Origin of the sequence: Candidatus Ichthyocystis sparus (assembly GCF_900078745.1) — a bacterium.
Lineage (GTDB): Bacteria > Pseudomonadota > Gammaproteobacteria > Burkholderiales > 2013Ark19i > Ichthyocystis > Ichthyocystis sparus.
Window position 1 is genome coordinate 138049 of record NZ_FKII01000047.1, and the last position, 17116, is coordinate 155164.

Consider the following 17116-nt stretch of genomic DNA (forward strand, 5'->3'; position numbering starts at 1 on the left):
TTAACGATCAATCTCACCAAACACAATGTCTTGACTACCTATTATAGCAACAACATCAGCTATCATATGGCCCCTTGACATCTCATCAAACGCTTGTAAATGCGCAAAACCAGGTGCACGAATCTTCAGTCTATACGGCTTATTTGCTCCATCAGACAATAAATAAATACCAAACTCACCTTTAGGGTGTTCAACAGCCGCGTATACCTCCCCTGGAGGAACATGCATACCTTCTGTAAAAAGTTTGAAATGATGAATCATTTCTTCCATATTAGTCTTCATATCAGAGCGTGAGGGAGGTGCAACTTTATGATTATCAGTTATAACTCGACCCAAATTTTCACGTAACCACGAAACACATTGTTTTATAATACGATTAGATTGCCTCATCTCTTCGATACGCACCAGATAACGATCATAGCAGTCCCCAGTGCGTCCTACAGGAATATCGAAGTCCATTAGGTGGTATACCTCATAAGGCTGATCTTTCCTCAAATCCCAAACAACACCAGAACCCCTCAACATAGGTCCAGTAAAGCCCAGTGCTTTGGCTCTCTCAGCAGAAACTACTCCTATATTAACTGTTCTTTGTTTCCAAATTCTGTTATCGGTAAGCAATGTCTCATAGTCGTCAACATAACCATCAAAGCGCTGACAGAAATCGTCGATGAAGTCCAATAAAGAGCCATCGCGAGCGCGATTCATAGAATTAAGATCTCTCTTGGAACGAAAGCGAGACGGTTGGTATTTAGGCATGCTCTCGGGAAGATCACGGTACACTCCACCAGGTCTAAAATAGGCAGCATGCATACGAGCACCAGACACTGCCTCGTACATATCAAATAAATCTTCCCGTTCACGGAAGCAATATAAGAAAACCGTCATAGCACCCACATCAAGGGCATGACTACCTAACCACAACAAATGATTTAGAATTCGAGTAATTTCTGAAAAAAGAACTCTTATATATTGAGCACGAATTGGTATTTCTACACCTAAAAGCTTCTCGATCGCCAAACAATATGCATGCTCATTGCACATCATGGATACATAATCCAAACGATCCATATAGGGAAGAGATTGTAAATACGTACGTGTCTCTATTAATTTTTCAGTAGCACGGTGCAAAAAACCTATGTGAGGATCAGCTCGCTGCACGACCTCCCCATCTAGCTCTAAAACTAACCTCAAAACTCCATGCGCGGCTGGGTGTTGGGGACCAAAATTTATGCTGTAATTCTTTATATCAGTCATTACATCATAACCCCTCTAAATCACCATAATTTTCCTCACGTATTATGCGAGGAACATTAGTACGTGGCTCTATGCTAACCGGTTTATATGACAAGCGTCCTTCATCAGCATCGTACGAAATTTCAAGATAACCTGAAATTGGAAAATCCTTTCTAAATGGATGTCCAACGAAACCATAGTCCGTAAGAATCCTTCTTAGATCTGGGTGGCCAATAAAAATTATACCTAACAAATCGAATGCTTCCCTTTCAAACCAATTAGAACATGGCCAAATATCAGTTACAGAAACAAGCAATGGCCTGCTATCATCTGGGCAGAAAGTACGGACACGCAAACGACAATTATTGTTAATAGAGAGCAAATGCAATACAACTGCAAAGCGAGCAATGGCTTTAGGGGAAAAATGAAGATAATCTACACCACACAAATCAACCATGACATCAAATGGGCAAATTGAATTTCTATGAAGCCAGGAACAAACTTTGTGATAATTTTCATGAGACACTGTCAAAGTCAACTCACCATGAGCTTCAGAGATATCCTCAAAGCTACCTGACAAATTATCCATTAAAACAGAAGTAAGTGACTCGCAGGTAAACATAATCAACCTCAAGAACGAACAAGAGAATCAATGCCACGTATCTTCCTTTGAAGCTGAAGAATACCGTAGATTAGAGCCTCTGCAGTAGGAGGGCAACCAGGAACATAGACATCAACGGGAACTACTCGATCACAACCACGAACAACAGAATACGAATAGTGATAGTATCCACCTCCGTTAGCGCAAGAACCCATGGAAAGCACCCATCGTGGTTCTGGCATTTGGTCATATACTTTGCGCAGCGCGGGAGCCATTTTATTACAGAGGGTTCCGGCCACTATCATCAAATCAGATTGACGAGGTGAGGGCCTAAATACCACTCCAAATTGATCAAGATCATACCTAGAAGCACCAGCATGCATCATCTCAACAGCACAACAAGCCAATCCAAAGGTCATAGGCCACATGGAACCAGCCCTCATCCAATTCATAACCTCGGCAACTGTTGTAGTAACAAAACCACGCGAAGACAATCCTGCGGCAGTATTATCCATATTATATTGCTACTCCCACTCCAAAGCGCCACGTTTCCAAATGTAGGCATATACAACTAAAAACTCGACCAAAAATATAAAAACTCCTATGGTAGAGCTAAGGGGCAAAGCGCGAAAGGCAATTGCCCAAGGAAAAAGAAAAGCCAATTCTAAATCAAATAGAATAAATATTATTGATATAAGGTAAAAGCGTACATCAAATCTATCTATAGCATCACTAAAAGGGTCAAAACCACACTCATACGCCTCCAACTTTTCTTTGTACGGATTCCTAGGAGACAGAATAAACCTAGATATCAAAGTAGGTCCAACACCAATTAGAAAACCAAAAACTATAAATACCAGAAGCAAAAAATAGTCACCAAGCATTGACAACACCCCCCATAATATCATTGGAAGCAGTATAAAATTGGTGCCGACGATGAGATTCGAACTCACAAGGATCTCTCCACCACCCCCTCAAGATGGCGTGTCTACCAATTTCACCACGTCGGCAGCAAAACTAACCTTTCTTCTGTTCAGCGGGGGATGGCTTGGAATTAGGTATCGTCTCAATAGGTGGAGACGATACGGTTCCCCCTCTAACGCTAGCTACAGAAGAAACAGCAGTCGAACGATCAAGAACGCTTTGATTAACAGAAGAGCCTTGATGTGAAACCAGATAAGACAAGGTCAAAGAAGTCAAGAAAAAAACCGTAACAGCACTGGAAGTCAACCTGCTCAAAAAACTACCGGAACCAGCTGCACCAAACAATGTACCAGACGCACCGGAACCGGCACCAAAAGCGGCACCAGCATCAGAACCTTTACCTTGCTGTAATAAAACCAAGACCACCAAGGTCACAGAAACAAAAACATGTAAAGAAACAATCAACCCTAACAGGAAGCCCAAGCCAGTTCTCCCATTTCACATATCTTGATAAAGTCAGTAGCCTCGAGAGAACTAGATCCCACAAGGAAACCATCTATCTCAATGATACCACGATCCAAAAACTCAGAAACATTTTTGGGGGAAACACTGCCCCCGTACAGTAGAGAAACAGACTTCATAGGCATGCCAAAAGTTTGGTGTAGAAACTTTCTAATATCACAAAATAACAATGAAACTTCGCAAGGATCGGCAACATGGCCCGTGCCTATGGCCCAAACAGGCTCATAGGCTATAACAATTCTATTTAAAGAGTAAACATCAACGTTAACAAAAATATCCATCATTTGCGAGAATAGTACAGGCCTCGTTAAATTTTTTTGATATTGCTCAGCATTCTCGCCTATGCAAACAAAAGGGATAAGATCGCTAATCAAAGCCTGATTAGTCTTAGACGAAAGATCATCAGGCATTTCTCTCGAGTAATTTCGGCGTTCAGAGTGACCAATTATTACATATCCACACCCAATATCAGCAAGCATGGAGGCAGAAACATCACCTGTGAAAGAACCCTTATCGTAGGAAGAAACAGTCTGAGCACCCAGATAAATGGACCCACTAAGTCCTTCAATAAGACTATGCATGTAGGTATATGGCGGGCACAAAACAGCACGCACCTTCTTTAGGTTAGGAGAGGCTTGGTTCCAAGTAGCAATCCAATTGTCAACGAAAACTTGAGAACTATTCATCTTCCAATTGGCAACAACATATTTTTCTCTCATTGAATCACCCTACACGACCGGTAATATAGTCCTCAGTTCTTTTATCTTTAGGGTTAATAAAGAATAACTTAGTTTCCGCAAACTCAACTAATTCACCAAAATACATATAGGCAGTATAGTCTGAAACACGAGCTGCCTGCTGCATATTGTGCGTCACCACTAAAATTGAAACAGTTTCTCTCAAATCAGCCATAAGATCCTCAACTTTGGACGTAGCAATAGGATCCAAGGCAGAGGTAGGCTCATCGAACAACAATACTTCTGGTCCCGTGGCCAGAGCACGAGCGATACACAAGCGTTGCTGCTGCCCTCCAGACAAATCATAGGCAGGAGAACGAATCCTATCATTTACCTCTAGCCAAAGACCCACAGAACGAAGCACGTCTTCAACTTTATCATCAATAAATGATTTAGAACGAATTCCGGATATACGAAGTCCGTAAGCAACATTATCGTAAATGGATAATGGGAATATGTTGGGCTTTTGAAAAACCATACCTATGCGAGAACGAATGCTTATTGGATCAACAGAAGAATCAAGCAAATTAACAAGATCAGGGTAAAGGTAAATTGATCCGGTGTGGCTACGATTATGGTACAGATCATGCATACGATTAAAGGCCCTTAGCAAAGTGGACTTACCACAACCAGAAGGTCCTATTAAGGCGGTAATGTTCCTTTCGTACACACTCATATTGATATCTTTAAGTGTACGCTTACCATCATAGTAGAAACTAAAATTCTCTACTCTACATTTTAGAGCAGATTCTGATCCCATAGGATTACCTTTTTAACTTCTTGCGTAAATGATAACGGAGAAAAACAGAAGCAGCATTCAAAAAGAAAGTCATTATAATTAATACCAAGCTTGCGGCGGCAGCGTTAATTTGAAAACCTCTCTCAGGTCTATTAGTCCAATTAAAAACTTGGAGAGGTAATGAGGAAAACTCAGAATAAAGCCACCTCATATTAAAAAATGGAAAATTAAGATGAATTGGTGATTCCGGCAAAAAGCGCAAAAACGCAGCAGCACCTATAGCCACCAGGGGAGCTGTCTCAGAAAGTGCACGGGACAAAGCTAAGATCACCCCAGTAACAATATTGGGTAGGGCATACGGTACAACATGGTGCTTAATTACTTCCCATTTAGTTGCTCCTAGTGCGTATGCTGCTTCACGGAGCGAATTTGGCACCTGAGAAATAGCCTCACGTGCCGTAACAACAATTATAGGCAATACTAAAAGGGAAAGAGTAAGACCTGCAGAGATAATAGTTCTACCAAGATGGAGATGATAAACAAACAGGGACAAACCCAAAAGACCGTAAACTATTGAGGGCACTCCAGCCAAGTTTGCCAAATTAACTTCCAGAATAGAAAGAAAAAAGTTCTTTGGAGCAAACTCCTCTAGATATATGGACGAGATAATACCAACAGGAACAGAGACTATAAAGACAACAGAGATAATACATAAACTCCCAACCCAGGCTGCAAAAATACCAGCACGTTCTGGATAGTGTGACGAATAACGGAAAAAAAATGACGGATCAAGCCGAGAGTATCCTTCCATTAGCATATGAAAGATAATAGAAGAAAATATAAGCACAGAAAACGACAAAAAAATCAGGCCTAAAATAATGAAAAAGGTCTCCTTCATCTTTTCAAATCGAAGAATTGACCTTTTAGTTAACATACCTAAAGCTCCTTTTAATCCATTGCCCTAGAAGATTAAAAATCAGTGTCATGGCAAATAAAGATAACCCAACAGCGAATATGGCACGAAAAGCAAATCCATCATATGGGACATCACCCCCAACAATTTGCACAATGTAGGCTGTCATGGTCTGACCAGATTGCATGGGATTAAATACCATTTTTGCCTCTAATCCAGCAGCAATTGAAACGATCATAGTTTCGCCCAAAACACGAGATGCTGCTAACACATATGAAGAAAAAATACCAGAAAAGGCTGCAGGGTATACCACTCTACAGGCAGTCTGGAAGCTAGTTGCTCCTAGGGCATAGGAAGCTTCTCGCCAACCGAAAGGGACAACGCGCATAGCATCTTCTGACAAAGAAGTAATATATGGAATAACCATAATTCCCATTACAAAACCTGCAGATAAAAGACTCAAACTAGGCAATGATGTAAAAACTTTTTGGAGAGCAGGAGTAACAAAAGTTAAGGCAAAGTACCCATAAACAACCGTGGGTATTCCACCCAGCAGCTCCAAAAATGGCTTGAATAGTTCACGAAAACGGTGGGAAGCAAACTCAGACAAATATATAGCCAATAATGTCCCTATGGGAATTGCAACTACTAAGGAAACGGAAGCAACAACCAAAGTGGCACTAAGCAACGGGAGAACGCCATAATGGCCATTAGCAAATAATGGAGACCACTTCTTACCAAACAAAAAATCATTCAGTGGCACAGCTCTAAAAAACGGTAGCGACTCCTTAAATAGCAAAAAAACTATCCCCACCGTTACAAATAGAGAAAAGCATGTCACACAAAAAAAAAGAAGAGAAAGAAAGTATTCCTTAATTTTCTTAATGTTTGAGTGTCGCGAACAATTCAACACAATACGGCCTCATTTTTTATGTAATGTGGTAGATAAAAAACGTTTCAAATTTGTAGAACTAGCAAGTTCACCACCATACATGGTACCTAAAATACGAGCATCTAGACGTGCAAGTACAGCCTCGTAGACATCTCTTGGCAATGGAAAATAACCGCTATCCTTTGCAAAACGAGAGGCATTACTGAGGTAATAGCGCATCAAGGAAGCAACATCTAACTTATAGGTAGACTTAAGAGAAACGTAAACAAACAGTGGTCGGGCTAACAGGTAGTCGCCATTAGAAATAGTCTTAATAGATGGCAAAACAGGACCATCACCTTTATCCACTGGCACAATGCGGAGTATACCATTGTTACTAGCATAGTAGGCATAACCAAAATACGCCATTCCATAAGGATCATGAGAAACAGCGTGGACCAATACATCATCACTTTGGGAAGCATGAAAATCAGAGCGCACCAACCCCGTCTTACCATTAATAAGACTTGTGAAATAGTCAAAAGTGCCGGAACCTGGTCCAGGTCCATATAAAGTCAGAGAAAAACGTGGATACGCCTTATTAACTTGATTCCAGAAGATAACCTTCGAATCAGAGGATACCCCCCAAATCTTCCTTAGTTCAAGCACTGAAACAGAACGAACAAAAGAATTTTTAGGATTAACAATAATGGCAACAGCATCATACGCAACAGGGAGTTCTACATAAGAGACTCCATTCTTGGAACATAAAAGCATCTCGGACTTAAGTATAGGTCGAGAAGCGTCAACTATATCAAGTTCACCTCTGCAAAATCTTTGAAATCCACCTCCAGTACCGGAAATAGATATAACTATGCGCTGATTTGCTGCTCTATCAGAGCTATCCTGGTAAGCCTCAACTAAAGCCTCAGTAATAGGATAAACGGTAGCTGAGCCATCAATCACCACAGACGCCAAAACAGGAAAGGACAATAATAACAGGACACAAAAAGAAACTAACAGAGTACAACAGCTGGCAATTTTCCTAAGGAAAATCACTAGAAATCCCCCCACCCCGTAGCAATTATTTTTTTCCAAACAATCAAAGCATCACGAACAGCAGACACATCATGAACCCGTACTATATGAGCGCCAAGACAACAGGCAGCTAAACAAGAAGATATAGTACCATATAAACGTTCTCTAATGTTTCGGCCAAGAAAGAGTCCCAAATAACTTTTTAAGGATGGGCCAACTAGAACAGGGTATCTCATTTTTACAAAATCCCTTAGACCAGAAAGTAACTCTAAATTATGTTCTAGCAACTTGCCAAAACCAATACCTGGATCAATACACAAGCGATCAGGACTTACGCCAACACCTAAGCAAACCTCAACTCTCTCCCTCAAAAAAGCAAGCACCTCACCAACAACATTGGCGTAAACAGGATTTAGCTGCATGTTGCTGGGATTGCCCTGCATATGCATTAAAACAACCCCAACAGAAGAGTGAGAAACTACATCCAGTGCCCCATCCCCTCGTAGGGCTGAAATATCGTTGATTATATCAACACCCAAAGCAATACTATGCTTCATAACTGAAGGCTTATATGTATCTACAGATACTGGTACACCTAGGCCAACTGCCACTTCCAAAAATGGCATAACTCTGTCTAACTCCTCTTGCTCAGACACAGCTTCTGTCCCAGGACGGGTAGATTCACCACCAATATCTATAATATCTGCTCCTAACTCTACGAGATTAGATAAATGTGCTTCAATGTCAGAATAATTTTTAAGAGATGACAAAAGACCATCTCCAGAAAATGAGTCGGGAGTTACATTAACAACGGACATAATTAAAGGACGATTAATATCCAGCAAATACCTGCCACAACGCCATTTAATCGGTGAAAATTCTCCATGATGCATCATAACCCCAAAATCCCGCTATTCACACCACAGCATCTACAAAGCCTTGGGCATGATTTACAATATGAGAAACATGCAAAGCAGCTTCAGAAACAAATTCTTCACTCCTTGACTCTAGCATAATTCTTAAAACAGGCTCTGTGCCAGACAATCTTATCAAGACACGAAAAGAATCTCCCTCAGTTACTCTACACGACGACAAAAAAGACTGTAGCGTAAAATCTTTTTCCCAATTGTAGTGTTTCTTCACTCTCAGGTTCAACAGCCTTTGAGGGTATGGTGAAAAATCTAGAAAAGCGGAGTACACATCATCCAGGATAGGAAAAGCAAACAGAAGCTCAATTATATTAAACATGGCGTCAGAGCAAAACCAACCATCCCTATTAACAATTAAATGTCCGGAAGGCTCTCCTCCAAGAGAAGCATTTTCTGTGGCCATTTTTTGAACAATATTTTTATCACCGACAAGTGAACGATAAAATGGAATACCCTCCATTTTAAAAAAATCCTCTAACGCAGAATTAGTCATCACTGTACCAACAACACCAGATAATGGAGTATCAATTAACCAGCGCTTAGAAAATAAATAAAGTATTGTGCTTCCATCGCAAACACTTCCATCTGGCATAACAACAAGCACACGATCCCCATCACCATCAAAGCAAAGACCAATATCTGCACTACCTGATTTCACAACATCAACTAAAAAATCTGGGGAAGTAGATCCACATAAATTATTAATATTGTATCCATTAGGTTGGCAGCAAAGGGGTAGAACATCAAAACCCAAAGATCTAAACAAGGACGGAGCAATTCTATAGAGAGCACCGTGAGAACAATCTATAGCTATTTTGAATGGCAAAGGAGAATAGTATCTAGAAAAGTAATTATAGCAACTACTTAAATACTCGTTCAAAAGCTCAGGTCTATGGTAAATACGCCCAGAAGAAGACTGGTATTCATCAACCTTATAGAATAGATTAATTATTTCCACTTCTACATTTGATGAAACCTTTAATCCAGCACCAGAAAAAAATTTCAGACCGTTATCATGGTACTGATTATGGGAAGCGCTAACAACGATACCCCCCAAAATATCATTCTTGTGCACTATGGAAGAAATAATAGGCGTACTTGCAACTCCCACATCCCATACATCAACACCTGCTAAGACCAAGCCGGACATAACTGCTTCTGAGAGAGATAAGCTACTAGCGCGTGTATCACGGCCAACCAAAACAATTGGCGTGCTGGAAGGATGCATGCGAGACATAATGCTCGCATAAGAAAAAGCAATACGGCGAAAAGCTGGCGACGTTACGGGAAAAACACCGCAGCGCCCGCGAATCCCATCAGTCCCGAATTCGAGAGACAAAGGAGGATGAGCGAACATTAGGACCCAACATAATACCCACGAGTGCCTCTATCACAATCGCAGAAACACAATAAAACCAAGCACTAAGACGGCAAAGAACGAGGACCTTCGGGCTCAGAGGGAGTATCAACAGTGGAAGCAGTAGCAGCATCACCTTGCCCAGTAGAGGAATCACCCTTCTTAGATGGGAGAGTAGTATCACCCTTTGGTGGAGAAGGCTCACGGCCCTCCATTATATCCTTGAGCTGATCGGCATCCAAGGTCTCCCACTCTAAAAGTGCCTTAGCCATAGCTTCAACACGATCCCTACAGCCCTCCAGTATTTTCCTAGCAAGATCGTACTGAGAGTCTATCAACAAACGAATCTCCCTATCTACCTGTTGTCTAGTCATTTCAGAAACATTATGCCAGGGAGATCGACCCCAAATTGAGCTAGACTCACTGTCTACATAAACCATTGCTCCAAGTTCATCAGACATTCCATAGCGAGTAACCATTGCTCGAGCCATATCGGTAGCTCTCTCAAAATCATTACTAGCACCTGTGGTCATTTGATTCATAAACAACTCTTCGGCAATTCTACCACCAAACAAAACGGCCAAACGATCCAACAACTGCTCACGGTTCATGGAATAGCGATCTTCTATTGGCAATTGCATGGTCAAACCCAAAGAACGCCCCCTAGGAATAATAGTAACTTTATGTACAGGATCAGAGTGTTTCAAACTCATAGCAACAACGGCATGACCGGATTCATGATATGCAGTATTGCAACGCTCATCTTCAGACATAACCATAGAACGGCGTTCAGATCCCATCATAATCTTATCCTTGGCACTCTCAAAATCACTCATATCCACAAACTTTTTGTTAGCACGGGCAGCAAACAACGCGCCCTCATTAACAAGATTAGCCAAATCGGCCCCAGAAAAACCAGGGGTTCCTCGAGCCAAGATATCAATACGAACATCATCCGCCATCGGTACCTTTCTAACATGTACCTTTAATATTTGCTCACGACCACGAATGTCAGGCAAGGGAACCACAACCTGGCGATCAAATCGACCCGGTCGAAGCAAAGCAGGATCAAGAACATCTGGACGATTAGTAGCTGCTATAACAATTATCCCAGATGACCCCTCAAAACCATCCATTTCAACCAACATTTGATTCAAAGTCTGCTCACGCTCATCATTACCACCACCCAATCCAGCCCCTCGCTGGCGACCAACAGCATCAATCTCGTCTATAAAGATTATACACGGGGCACATTTCTTAGCTTGCTCAAACATATCCCTAACACGAGCAGCACCAACACCAACAAACATTTCAACAAAATCAGATCCAGAAATGCTGAAGAAAGGAACTTTAGCTTCACCAGCGATAGCCTTGGCCAAAAGAGTCTTACCAGTTCCAGGATTACCTACCATCAAAACACCCTTAGGAATACGTCCACCAAGCTTCTGGAACTTAGCAGGGTCCTTTAAAAAGTCGACTAATTCAGAAACCTCCTCCTTTGCTTCGTCACAACCAGCAACATCACTAAAAGTAATAGAATTCTGATTTTCGTCCAGCAAACGTGCACGTGACTTACCAAAGGTGAAGGCACCACCTCGACCACCTCCCTGCATTTGACGCATGAAGAAAACCATCAACACAACCAAAACAAATAGAGGAAACCAGGAAATAAATAAGTTCATGAGGAAAGATGGTTCTTCCTCTGGTTTTGCAACAATATCGACCTTGGACTTAAGAAGATCACTTACTAGCCACAGATCACTAGGAGCATAAGTTTTTACACTTTCATTATTTACAGTAGTAGCCCTAACTACGTGCCCCTGAATTTCTACAGACCTGATACGCCCAGAATGCAACTCCTCCATGAATCGTGAGTACGACACTGAAGTACTAGACGGACCATGGAATCCAAACTGGTCGAAAACAACCATTAGCACCACGCCGATAACCAGCCAAATCATAAGGTTTTTCAACATACTATTCACAGAGGCACCTCTTTCAGAAATCTCTCCCAGATGAGGACTACACGCACCAAGAGCCAACATACTCACACGCATGCATTGTAAGTCAAACAAGCACCAAAAACACCTACCGACGCCCACAACACCACAAATAAAGTTCTGCAGAATCAGAACGAGAAGCCTTAGGCTTAAGTATAGTAATTTTGGAAAACTCTCCCCTAAGGCGATCTTTAATTCTTGGTAATTCATCGCCTTCAAAGACTTTGACCAAAAAATTACCACCTTTTTTAAGATAAATCTCACAAAAATTGGCAGCAATCATAACCAGACCACTCATGCTAGCCTGATCAACAGAAGCAATGCCACTTAAGTTGGGGGCAATATCGGATAAAACAAGATCTAGGGAGGAAACACCCACCCAAACTTTCATCTCCTCACTAAAACACGCATCAGTTATATCAGCCTTCCTGAACTGAACACCAGGTATACTATCCATACTGAGCTTATCAATAGCGAAAACGGCGGATTGAGGGTCAAGTATACTACTAACAACCTGCGACCAACCACCGGGGGCAGCCCCTAAATCGACAACTCTGCGCACAGAACGAAACATCCCGGTCCGCCTACTAATTTCCAATAGCTTGAAAGCGGCACGAGACCTATATCCAGCCACCTTAGCATCCCGTACGTACTTATCCCTTCTTTGCCTTTGGAGCCAACGACTAGAACTAGACGACAAGCAAAGCTCCCCTTGCCATTATAGAAACCTCGTTATTGTCACAACAAACTTCGCTATGCTGAAAAGTAAGAACATCGTACATGATATCACCAGATGTACCATACGGGATAGACCATGTGAAATCAAAAATTGCTTCATTGGTCTCTTCATTAATACAATAATTCCCTATATCTAATATATTGCTATCATACTTATTGAAATCAAGACCTCTTAGTAATCATTAATTCTTATTAAATCAGATATTAAGGTATGCAATGACATGACAAATAAGAATTCATCAATCAATATAAATTAAATCCTATAATAAACACTTGGTTGTTATAGTCTTAACTTATTCGTGTACTTACAAGATGAAAAATTCATACTAAAAAGGATCCACATTTACAAAATATCACTAACATTTCCTGTGTTAAAACCTGTGGAAAAATCAGAATAACATCTAATCAAATAATGAGTTAAGTATGTGATGAACAAATGCTCTATTGAAAGTAGAACCCTTAATAATGCCCATGATAAGTGGTAAAAAATTCTTCAAAAACTCTGTTTACTGTGCACTATGTTTACTGTACAAATAGAGCAGTAGATCACTTTAGCTATAGCATTCTCATTATATAGTTTTTAATAGGTAATGCTATTTAAGCAATAACTTTGTCTACAGCACTAACTCCAGCAAATAAGTAAAAAATCAACAAAACTAAATTTATGTGCAAATAATACATATTTTTGATTAAATTTAAAATTTATAGGCATATAAATTCATAGGCATACGTATCAAAAAAAATAGCGTTCAATGTACTGGGTACAAACATTAACTTGTTCTTTTACTGAAGAAAATAAAAATTATCTTTGGTGTAAATATAAAAAAAGTAAACTCTCCTATCTATTATAGCGATAGTGCTATAAGACGTACTACCTCATGCCTATGGAGTATAATCATTACCAAGAAGGACATATGAATATATCAATGATTATTTTTTGCACGATCTTTTTCATCCATTTATGCAAATAAAAAATACTAATTATTAGAACGTCTTATAGGCATCGAGATATTCATAAATTTCTTCTTAATACTACTTAACAAACTTAATTTTGTTCTTGATAATTACTGAAACACACAGATCGATCTACTGGTGACAAATTCTAGTTATATATATTTGTTACTACAATGTAGGTTCCTATGTATATTTAAATGTATATAGGTAAGTATGGAAAATTAAAAAATGTAATGATGCAGTCAAACGAAGGGAACAAATAAAATTTATAGTAATAAGTTGGAACTTACTTTTTATATGATTATAATGTATCGTGTGATGTGTAAAATGCATTACAGATACTTTTTTGATGATCACATTACGCTTAAATTGTCTTCTTTTATGAAGATATCTGTAGTATCAGTAAAGAAAACGATCACCAACCTAAGCAAGTTTAGGTGGCTTAATTGATGTCAAAAATTAGCATGATAATTAACCCCATCGTCTTGCATTGACTATCCAACTCAGCGTCCATATGAATTATTACCACATATCACATTGCGATACATTGGCTGATATTTCTGAGCTGATTGATTTAGAAAGTACTTATGAACATAAAAATCAAAACATTGATCAATCATCTGGGAATATAACTGAAAATATGTATGGCGAATTGCATCAAATATCATCATCCCAGTACAACAATGAATACGATATAACTACTAATACGGCTACTACTAGTGTGCACTTAGTTGACGAAAGTTACTATGTGAAAAATTATCAAATGCTATCAAATCAGCATGATATTACACAAATTACAGAAGAATATGAATACAAACTGCCGTTTCAAGATGAAGATGAAATTCCCAGCACATCTAAATCAAACAGTAACAACTACATAACAAAAAAAGGACATCAAACAATGGCAACAGATGAAGATAGCATCATGACTCATGATGATTCATATGACCAAATACTAACATTTCAAGATAACTTATATGACTACAGGCTGCCATTTCAAGATTATTTATATGACTACAGATTACCATTTCAAGATGAAGATGAGACAGTCAGCACATCTGAATTAAACAACAGCAACTGTGTAACAGAAAAAGAACATCAAATAATGATGCTGGATAAAGATGAAACTATAAAAAAAATCATGGATGAACATAAATACGCATTACCCAATAAATGTAGAGATGCTATAGCATTTGCAGAAAAAATTACCATATGTGACTCATATGCCATTAATTATCCTTCCTGTGAGCTTATAGAATACGAATTTGGAACTTCATTATTGTCATGGAAAGATGGAATATATAGCTTAGCCGTCAAAGAAATTGGTCTAGGAGAAATAGAAAGTAAAATTGAAGCAATGACATATCGTAGAAAATACGAAGCATATGGTAATACTAATAAGCATGAAGAAAAAAACTTTTCGGTAGTATTACACTTTCTAGAAAAAGTGTTTATATCTCTGGTCATTGAAGAAGTAGAAAATGTAGAGGCAGAACATTCAATACAGATAGAATATGGCATGTCAATAGAAGATCTTAGGAACGCTGCCATAAATAACCCTACTTTCTTTAGTAAGCTATCAGAAAAGTGCATGAGTATTATTGAGCATAAAGTAAAAAATGATATTTACAGCATCATTCCTTGTAAAATGTTCACTACCACCAATATAAATGATATATCTTTCTTTGCACCTAATAAAAAGAAGCGCCTTAATATATTTAACAATATCATAGTTGATTCTGTTTCAAACTTGATAGAGAGGATAGTAGAGTTTATAACTGAGATAGACTCCAAGTTTATATTGTTCTCTTTTTTTGGAAAATTGTGCGGTTTGTATCTTCAAAGACAATTATTGCAAAAAATCAAAGAAATTGGTAATAGAATATCAGATAATGTATCACAATCTGCTGTATATCCTGGGATTAGATCTATTACTGAAATAAATTTGGCAATTGATTCGTATAATGCTACTGGAAGCATCCCAGAACATAGTGCATCTGGTTTTTATGACACAATTCACCGGACAGTTTACGATTTCAAGGAAGAGATATGTAAAAAGATTAGAGAATTTAGATTTTTCTACGATTATTTGAGTAACACCATAAGTGAGTCATCAGAGAATGATATTCTGATATTCTCTAGTAGATTATTGGAATATTTAAAATACGAAACTATGTGCTTGTATGGGAAAAAGATAAAAGTTGTAGACAAGATCAATAATAGATTTTTGTATTATGAAAATACTATATATAACCCTCCAGAAATGAACTTTGTAGGCAAGAACGATATCTCACTTATCAGTAATATTAGAATAAATAGTAATCACCTATCTAATGGAGTGTATTCATCAGCTATAAGAAATTCTTGTTTTACGCACAGTAAACTTGAAGAGTCATTTTTGCTCGAAATGAAGCCATATATAAGGTCATCCCATATCAAAGATCCAGACTTCTCAAATTTCTATTCCAATCTTATGAATATGCTTGCATCCCTTGTCTATCATAAATTAATAAATCTGGAATTAGAATTATCATCGTATGTACTCATTCCAGGAAATAATATTTATACTATTAAACAACTAATACTAAGTAATAGTTATTATTTAAATAAATTTTCTAAAATTTGCGAAGATGAATTGGACTTAATCAGGCAATGTGACAAAGAATTATCTTATGGTATATCAATGACAAAATGTTTTTTTTATGAAAAGGAACTATTGACCTCTAAATCATCTGCTTCAGCTATAACACCACGAAGAGCAGAAAATAAGTTATCTTATTCTCCAGAACTATCATTAGATGTACTGAGATATGCTATCTCTGAATTGCCCAATATGCTGCAATCAACAATAAGTAATGCAGACTACAATTTTTTTACAAGCGCCCTTTTCAAAAATTTTAATGGCATAACAATAGCTAAAAGATCATTACAAGAAATTTCTGCACTAGGAAGAAATATTTTACAATCTGTACATGAAAATCAATTTATGATGGATAGCGTGGAGTATGTTATTAATGAATGCAACTATATTACTTATAATACTATCCAGTACAATAGTTTGTTCCTTCACACACGTGGTTTAGTGCTTGGCAATTATAGATCAGTAAGATTTTTCATAGATAGAATTATATTTTTGTTTGAAGAAGAAATAAGACGTTTATCTCGGGAGTCAATAGTTTTGATTGATAATGTTGTAGCACTCCCCACAGAAGAAATTATTGATAAATTATTCAATGCATTCAAGAACGAAATTACACAAGAATGTATTAATTCGTTTTCAGAAATATGTGTCAGGAAATATATATGTGAAAAATTAAACATTTCATGTTAATAATATGCCTATTGCATCCTTTTCTTCTAATGTGAACAGAATCCTAAACAGCAGAAGAGTTATACCTAAATAAAACATGCTGACACTGCGAAAATAATCCTGGTCATCTTAAGTAAGTTAGTGATATGCCATTGTTATTGCTTTAATTTATCCTGAGTAAAAAGAAAAAATATCTTTTGATTATGGAAATAATTACTGGCGGCAGAAAAATAATTTCATATTTATGATA

The 17116-nt window shown here is 38.4% G+C and carries 15 protein-coding genes and 1 tRNA gene; 1 reads left to right on the top strand and 15 read right to left on the bottom strand.

What is annotated here, in order from left to right; genetic code table 11:
• From A6733_RS03765 to A6733_RS03835, 15 genes are all read right to left on the bottom strand, one after another.
• Window positions 1–1254 (bottom strand): NADH-quinone oxidoreductase subunit D, encoded by a 1254-nt coding sequence (locus A6733_RS03765; RefSeq protein WP_092401623.1) that lies wholly within the window; start codon window positions 1252–1254, stop codon window positions 1–3.
• Between the two features lie 4 nt (window positions 1255–1258).
• The gene (locus A6733_RS03770) at window positions 1259–1855 is read right to left on the bottom strand and encodes an NADH-quinone oxidoreductase subunit C (protein WP_092401626.1); all 597 of its coding nucleotides are present in this window, start codon (window positions 1853–1855) and stop codon (window positions 1259–1261) included.
• A gap of 8 nt (window positions 1856–1863) precedes the next feature.
• The gene (locus A6733_RS03775) at window positions 1864–2349 is read right to left on the bottom strand and encodes a NuoB/complex I 20 kDa subunit family protein (RefSeq protein ID WP_092401629.1); all 486 of its coding nucleotides are present in this window, start codon (window positions 2347–2349) and stop codon (window positions 1864–1866) included.
• Window positions 2350–2358: 9 nt separating this feature from the next.
• A complete protein-coding gene (locus A6733_RS03780; protein WP_092401632.1) occupies window positions 2359–2718 on the bottom strand; it encodes an NADH-quinone oxidoreductase subunit A in 360 nt (119 codons plus the stop codon).
• A 41-nt stretch (window positions 2719–2759) separates the two neighbouring features.
• Window positions 2760–2844: transfer RNA gene (locus A6733_RS03785), tRNA-Leu, on the bottom strand.
• 7 nt (window positions 2845–2851) lie between these two features.
• On the bottom strand, window positions 2852–3241 hold the full coding sequence (gene secG, locus A6733_RS03790; protein WP_242641512.1) for a preprotein translocase subunit SecG: 390 nt from the start codon (window positions 3239–3241) through the stop codon (window positions 2852–2854).
• Window positions 3226–3999: a triose-phosphate isomerase gene (gene tpiA, locus A6733_RS03795; RefSeq protein ID WP_092401635.1), complete on the bottom strand. Its 774-nt coding sequence runs from the start codon at window positions 3997–3999 to the stop codon at window positions 3226–3228. The genes secG and tpiA overlap by 16 nt, the downstream gene beginning before the upstream one ends.
• Before the next feature lie 4 nt (window positions 4000–4003).
• Window positions 4004–4777: a phosphate ABC transporter ATP-binding protein PstB gene (gene pstB / locus A6733_RS03800; protein WP_092401638.1), complete on the bottom strand. Its 774-nt coding sequence runs from the start codon at window positions 4775–4777 to the stop codon at window positions 4004–4006.
• Window positions 4778–4781: 4 nt separating this feature from the next.
• Entirely contained in the window at window positions 4782–5690 is a 909-nt protein-coding gene (gene pstA, locus A6733_RS03805) for a phosphate ABC transporter permease PstA (RefSeq protein ID WP_092401641.1), read from the bottom strand.
• Window positions 5680–6582 (bottom strand): phosphate ABC transporter permease subunit PstC, encoded by a 903-nt coding sequence (gene pstC, locus A6733_RS03810; RefSeq protein ID WP_242641511.1) that lies wholly within the window; start codon window positions 6580–6582, stop codon window positions 5680–5682. The genes pstA and pstC overlap by 11 nt, the downstream gene beginning before the upstream one ends.
• Before the next feature lie 9 nt (window positions 6583–6591).
• Window positions 6592–7599: a PstS family phosphate ABC transporter substrate-binding protein gene (locus tag A6733_RS03815; protein ID WP_175330549.1), complete on the bottom strand. Its 1008-nt coding sequence runs from the start codon at window positions 7597–7599 to the stop codon at window positions 6592–6594.
• Window positions 7599–8474, bottom strand: coding sequence for a dihydropteroate synthase (gene folP / locus A6733_RS03820; protein ID WP_242641510.1), 876 nt, complete (start codon window positions 8472–8474; stop codon window positions 7599–7601). The genes A6733_RS03815 and folP overlap by 1 nt, the downstream gene beginning before the upstream one ends.
• A 19-nt stretch (window positions 8475–8493) precedes the next feature.
• A complete protein-coding gene (locus A6733_RS03825; protein ID WP_092401653.1) occupies window positions 8494–9864 on the bottom strand; it encodes a phosphohexomutase domain-containing protein in 1371 nt (456 codons plus the stop codon).
• 65 nt (window positions 9865–9929) lie between these two features.
• Window positions 9930–11849 (bottom strand): ATP-dependent zinc metalloprotease FtsH, encoded by a 1920-nt coding sequence (ftsH, locus tag A6733_RS03830; protein ID WP_092401665.1) that lies wholly within the window; start codon window positions 11847–11849, stop codon window positions 9930–9932.
• 103 nt (window positions 11850–11952) lie between these two features.
• The gene (locus tag A6733_RS03835; protein ID WP_092401656.1) at window positions 11953–12564 is read right to left on the bottom strand and encodes an RlmE family RNA methyltransferase; all 612 of its coding nucleotides are present in this window, start codon (window positions 12562–12564) and stop codon (window positions 11953–11955) included.
• Between the two features lie 1539 nt (window positions 12565–14103).
• Between A6733_RS03835 and A6733_RS03840 the strand changes: the two genes are divergently transcribed.
• The gene (locus tag A6733_RS03840) at window positions 14104–16887 is read left to right on the top strand and encodes a hypothetical protein (protein ID WP_141663113.1); all 2784 of its coding nucleotides are present in this window, start codon (window positions 14104–14106) and stop codon (window positions 16885–16887) included.
• The last annotated feature ends 229 nt before the right edge of the window (window positions 16888–17116 follow it).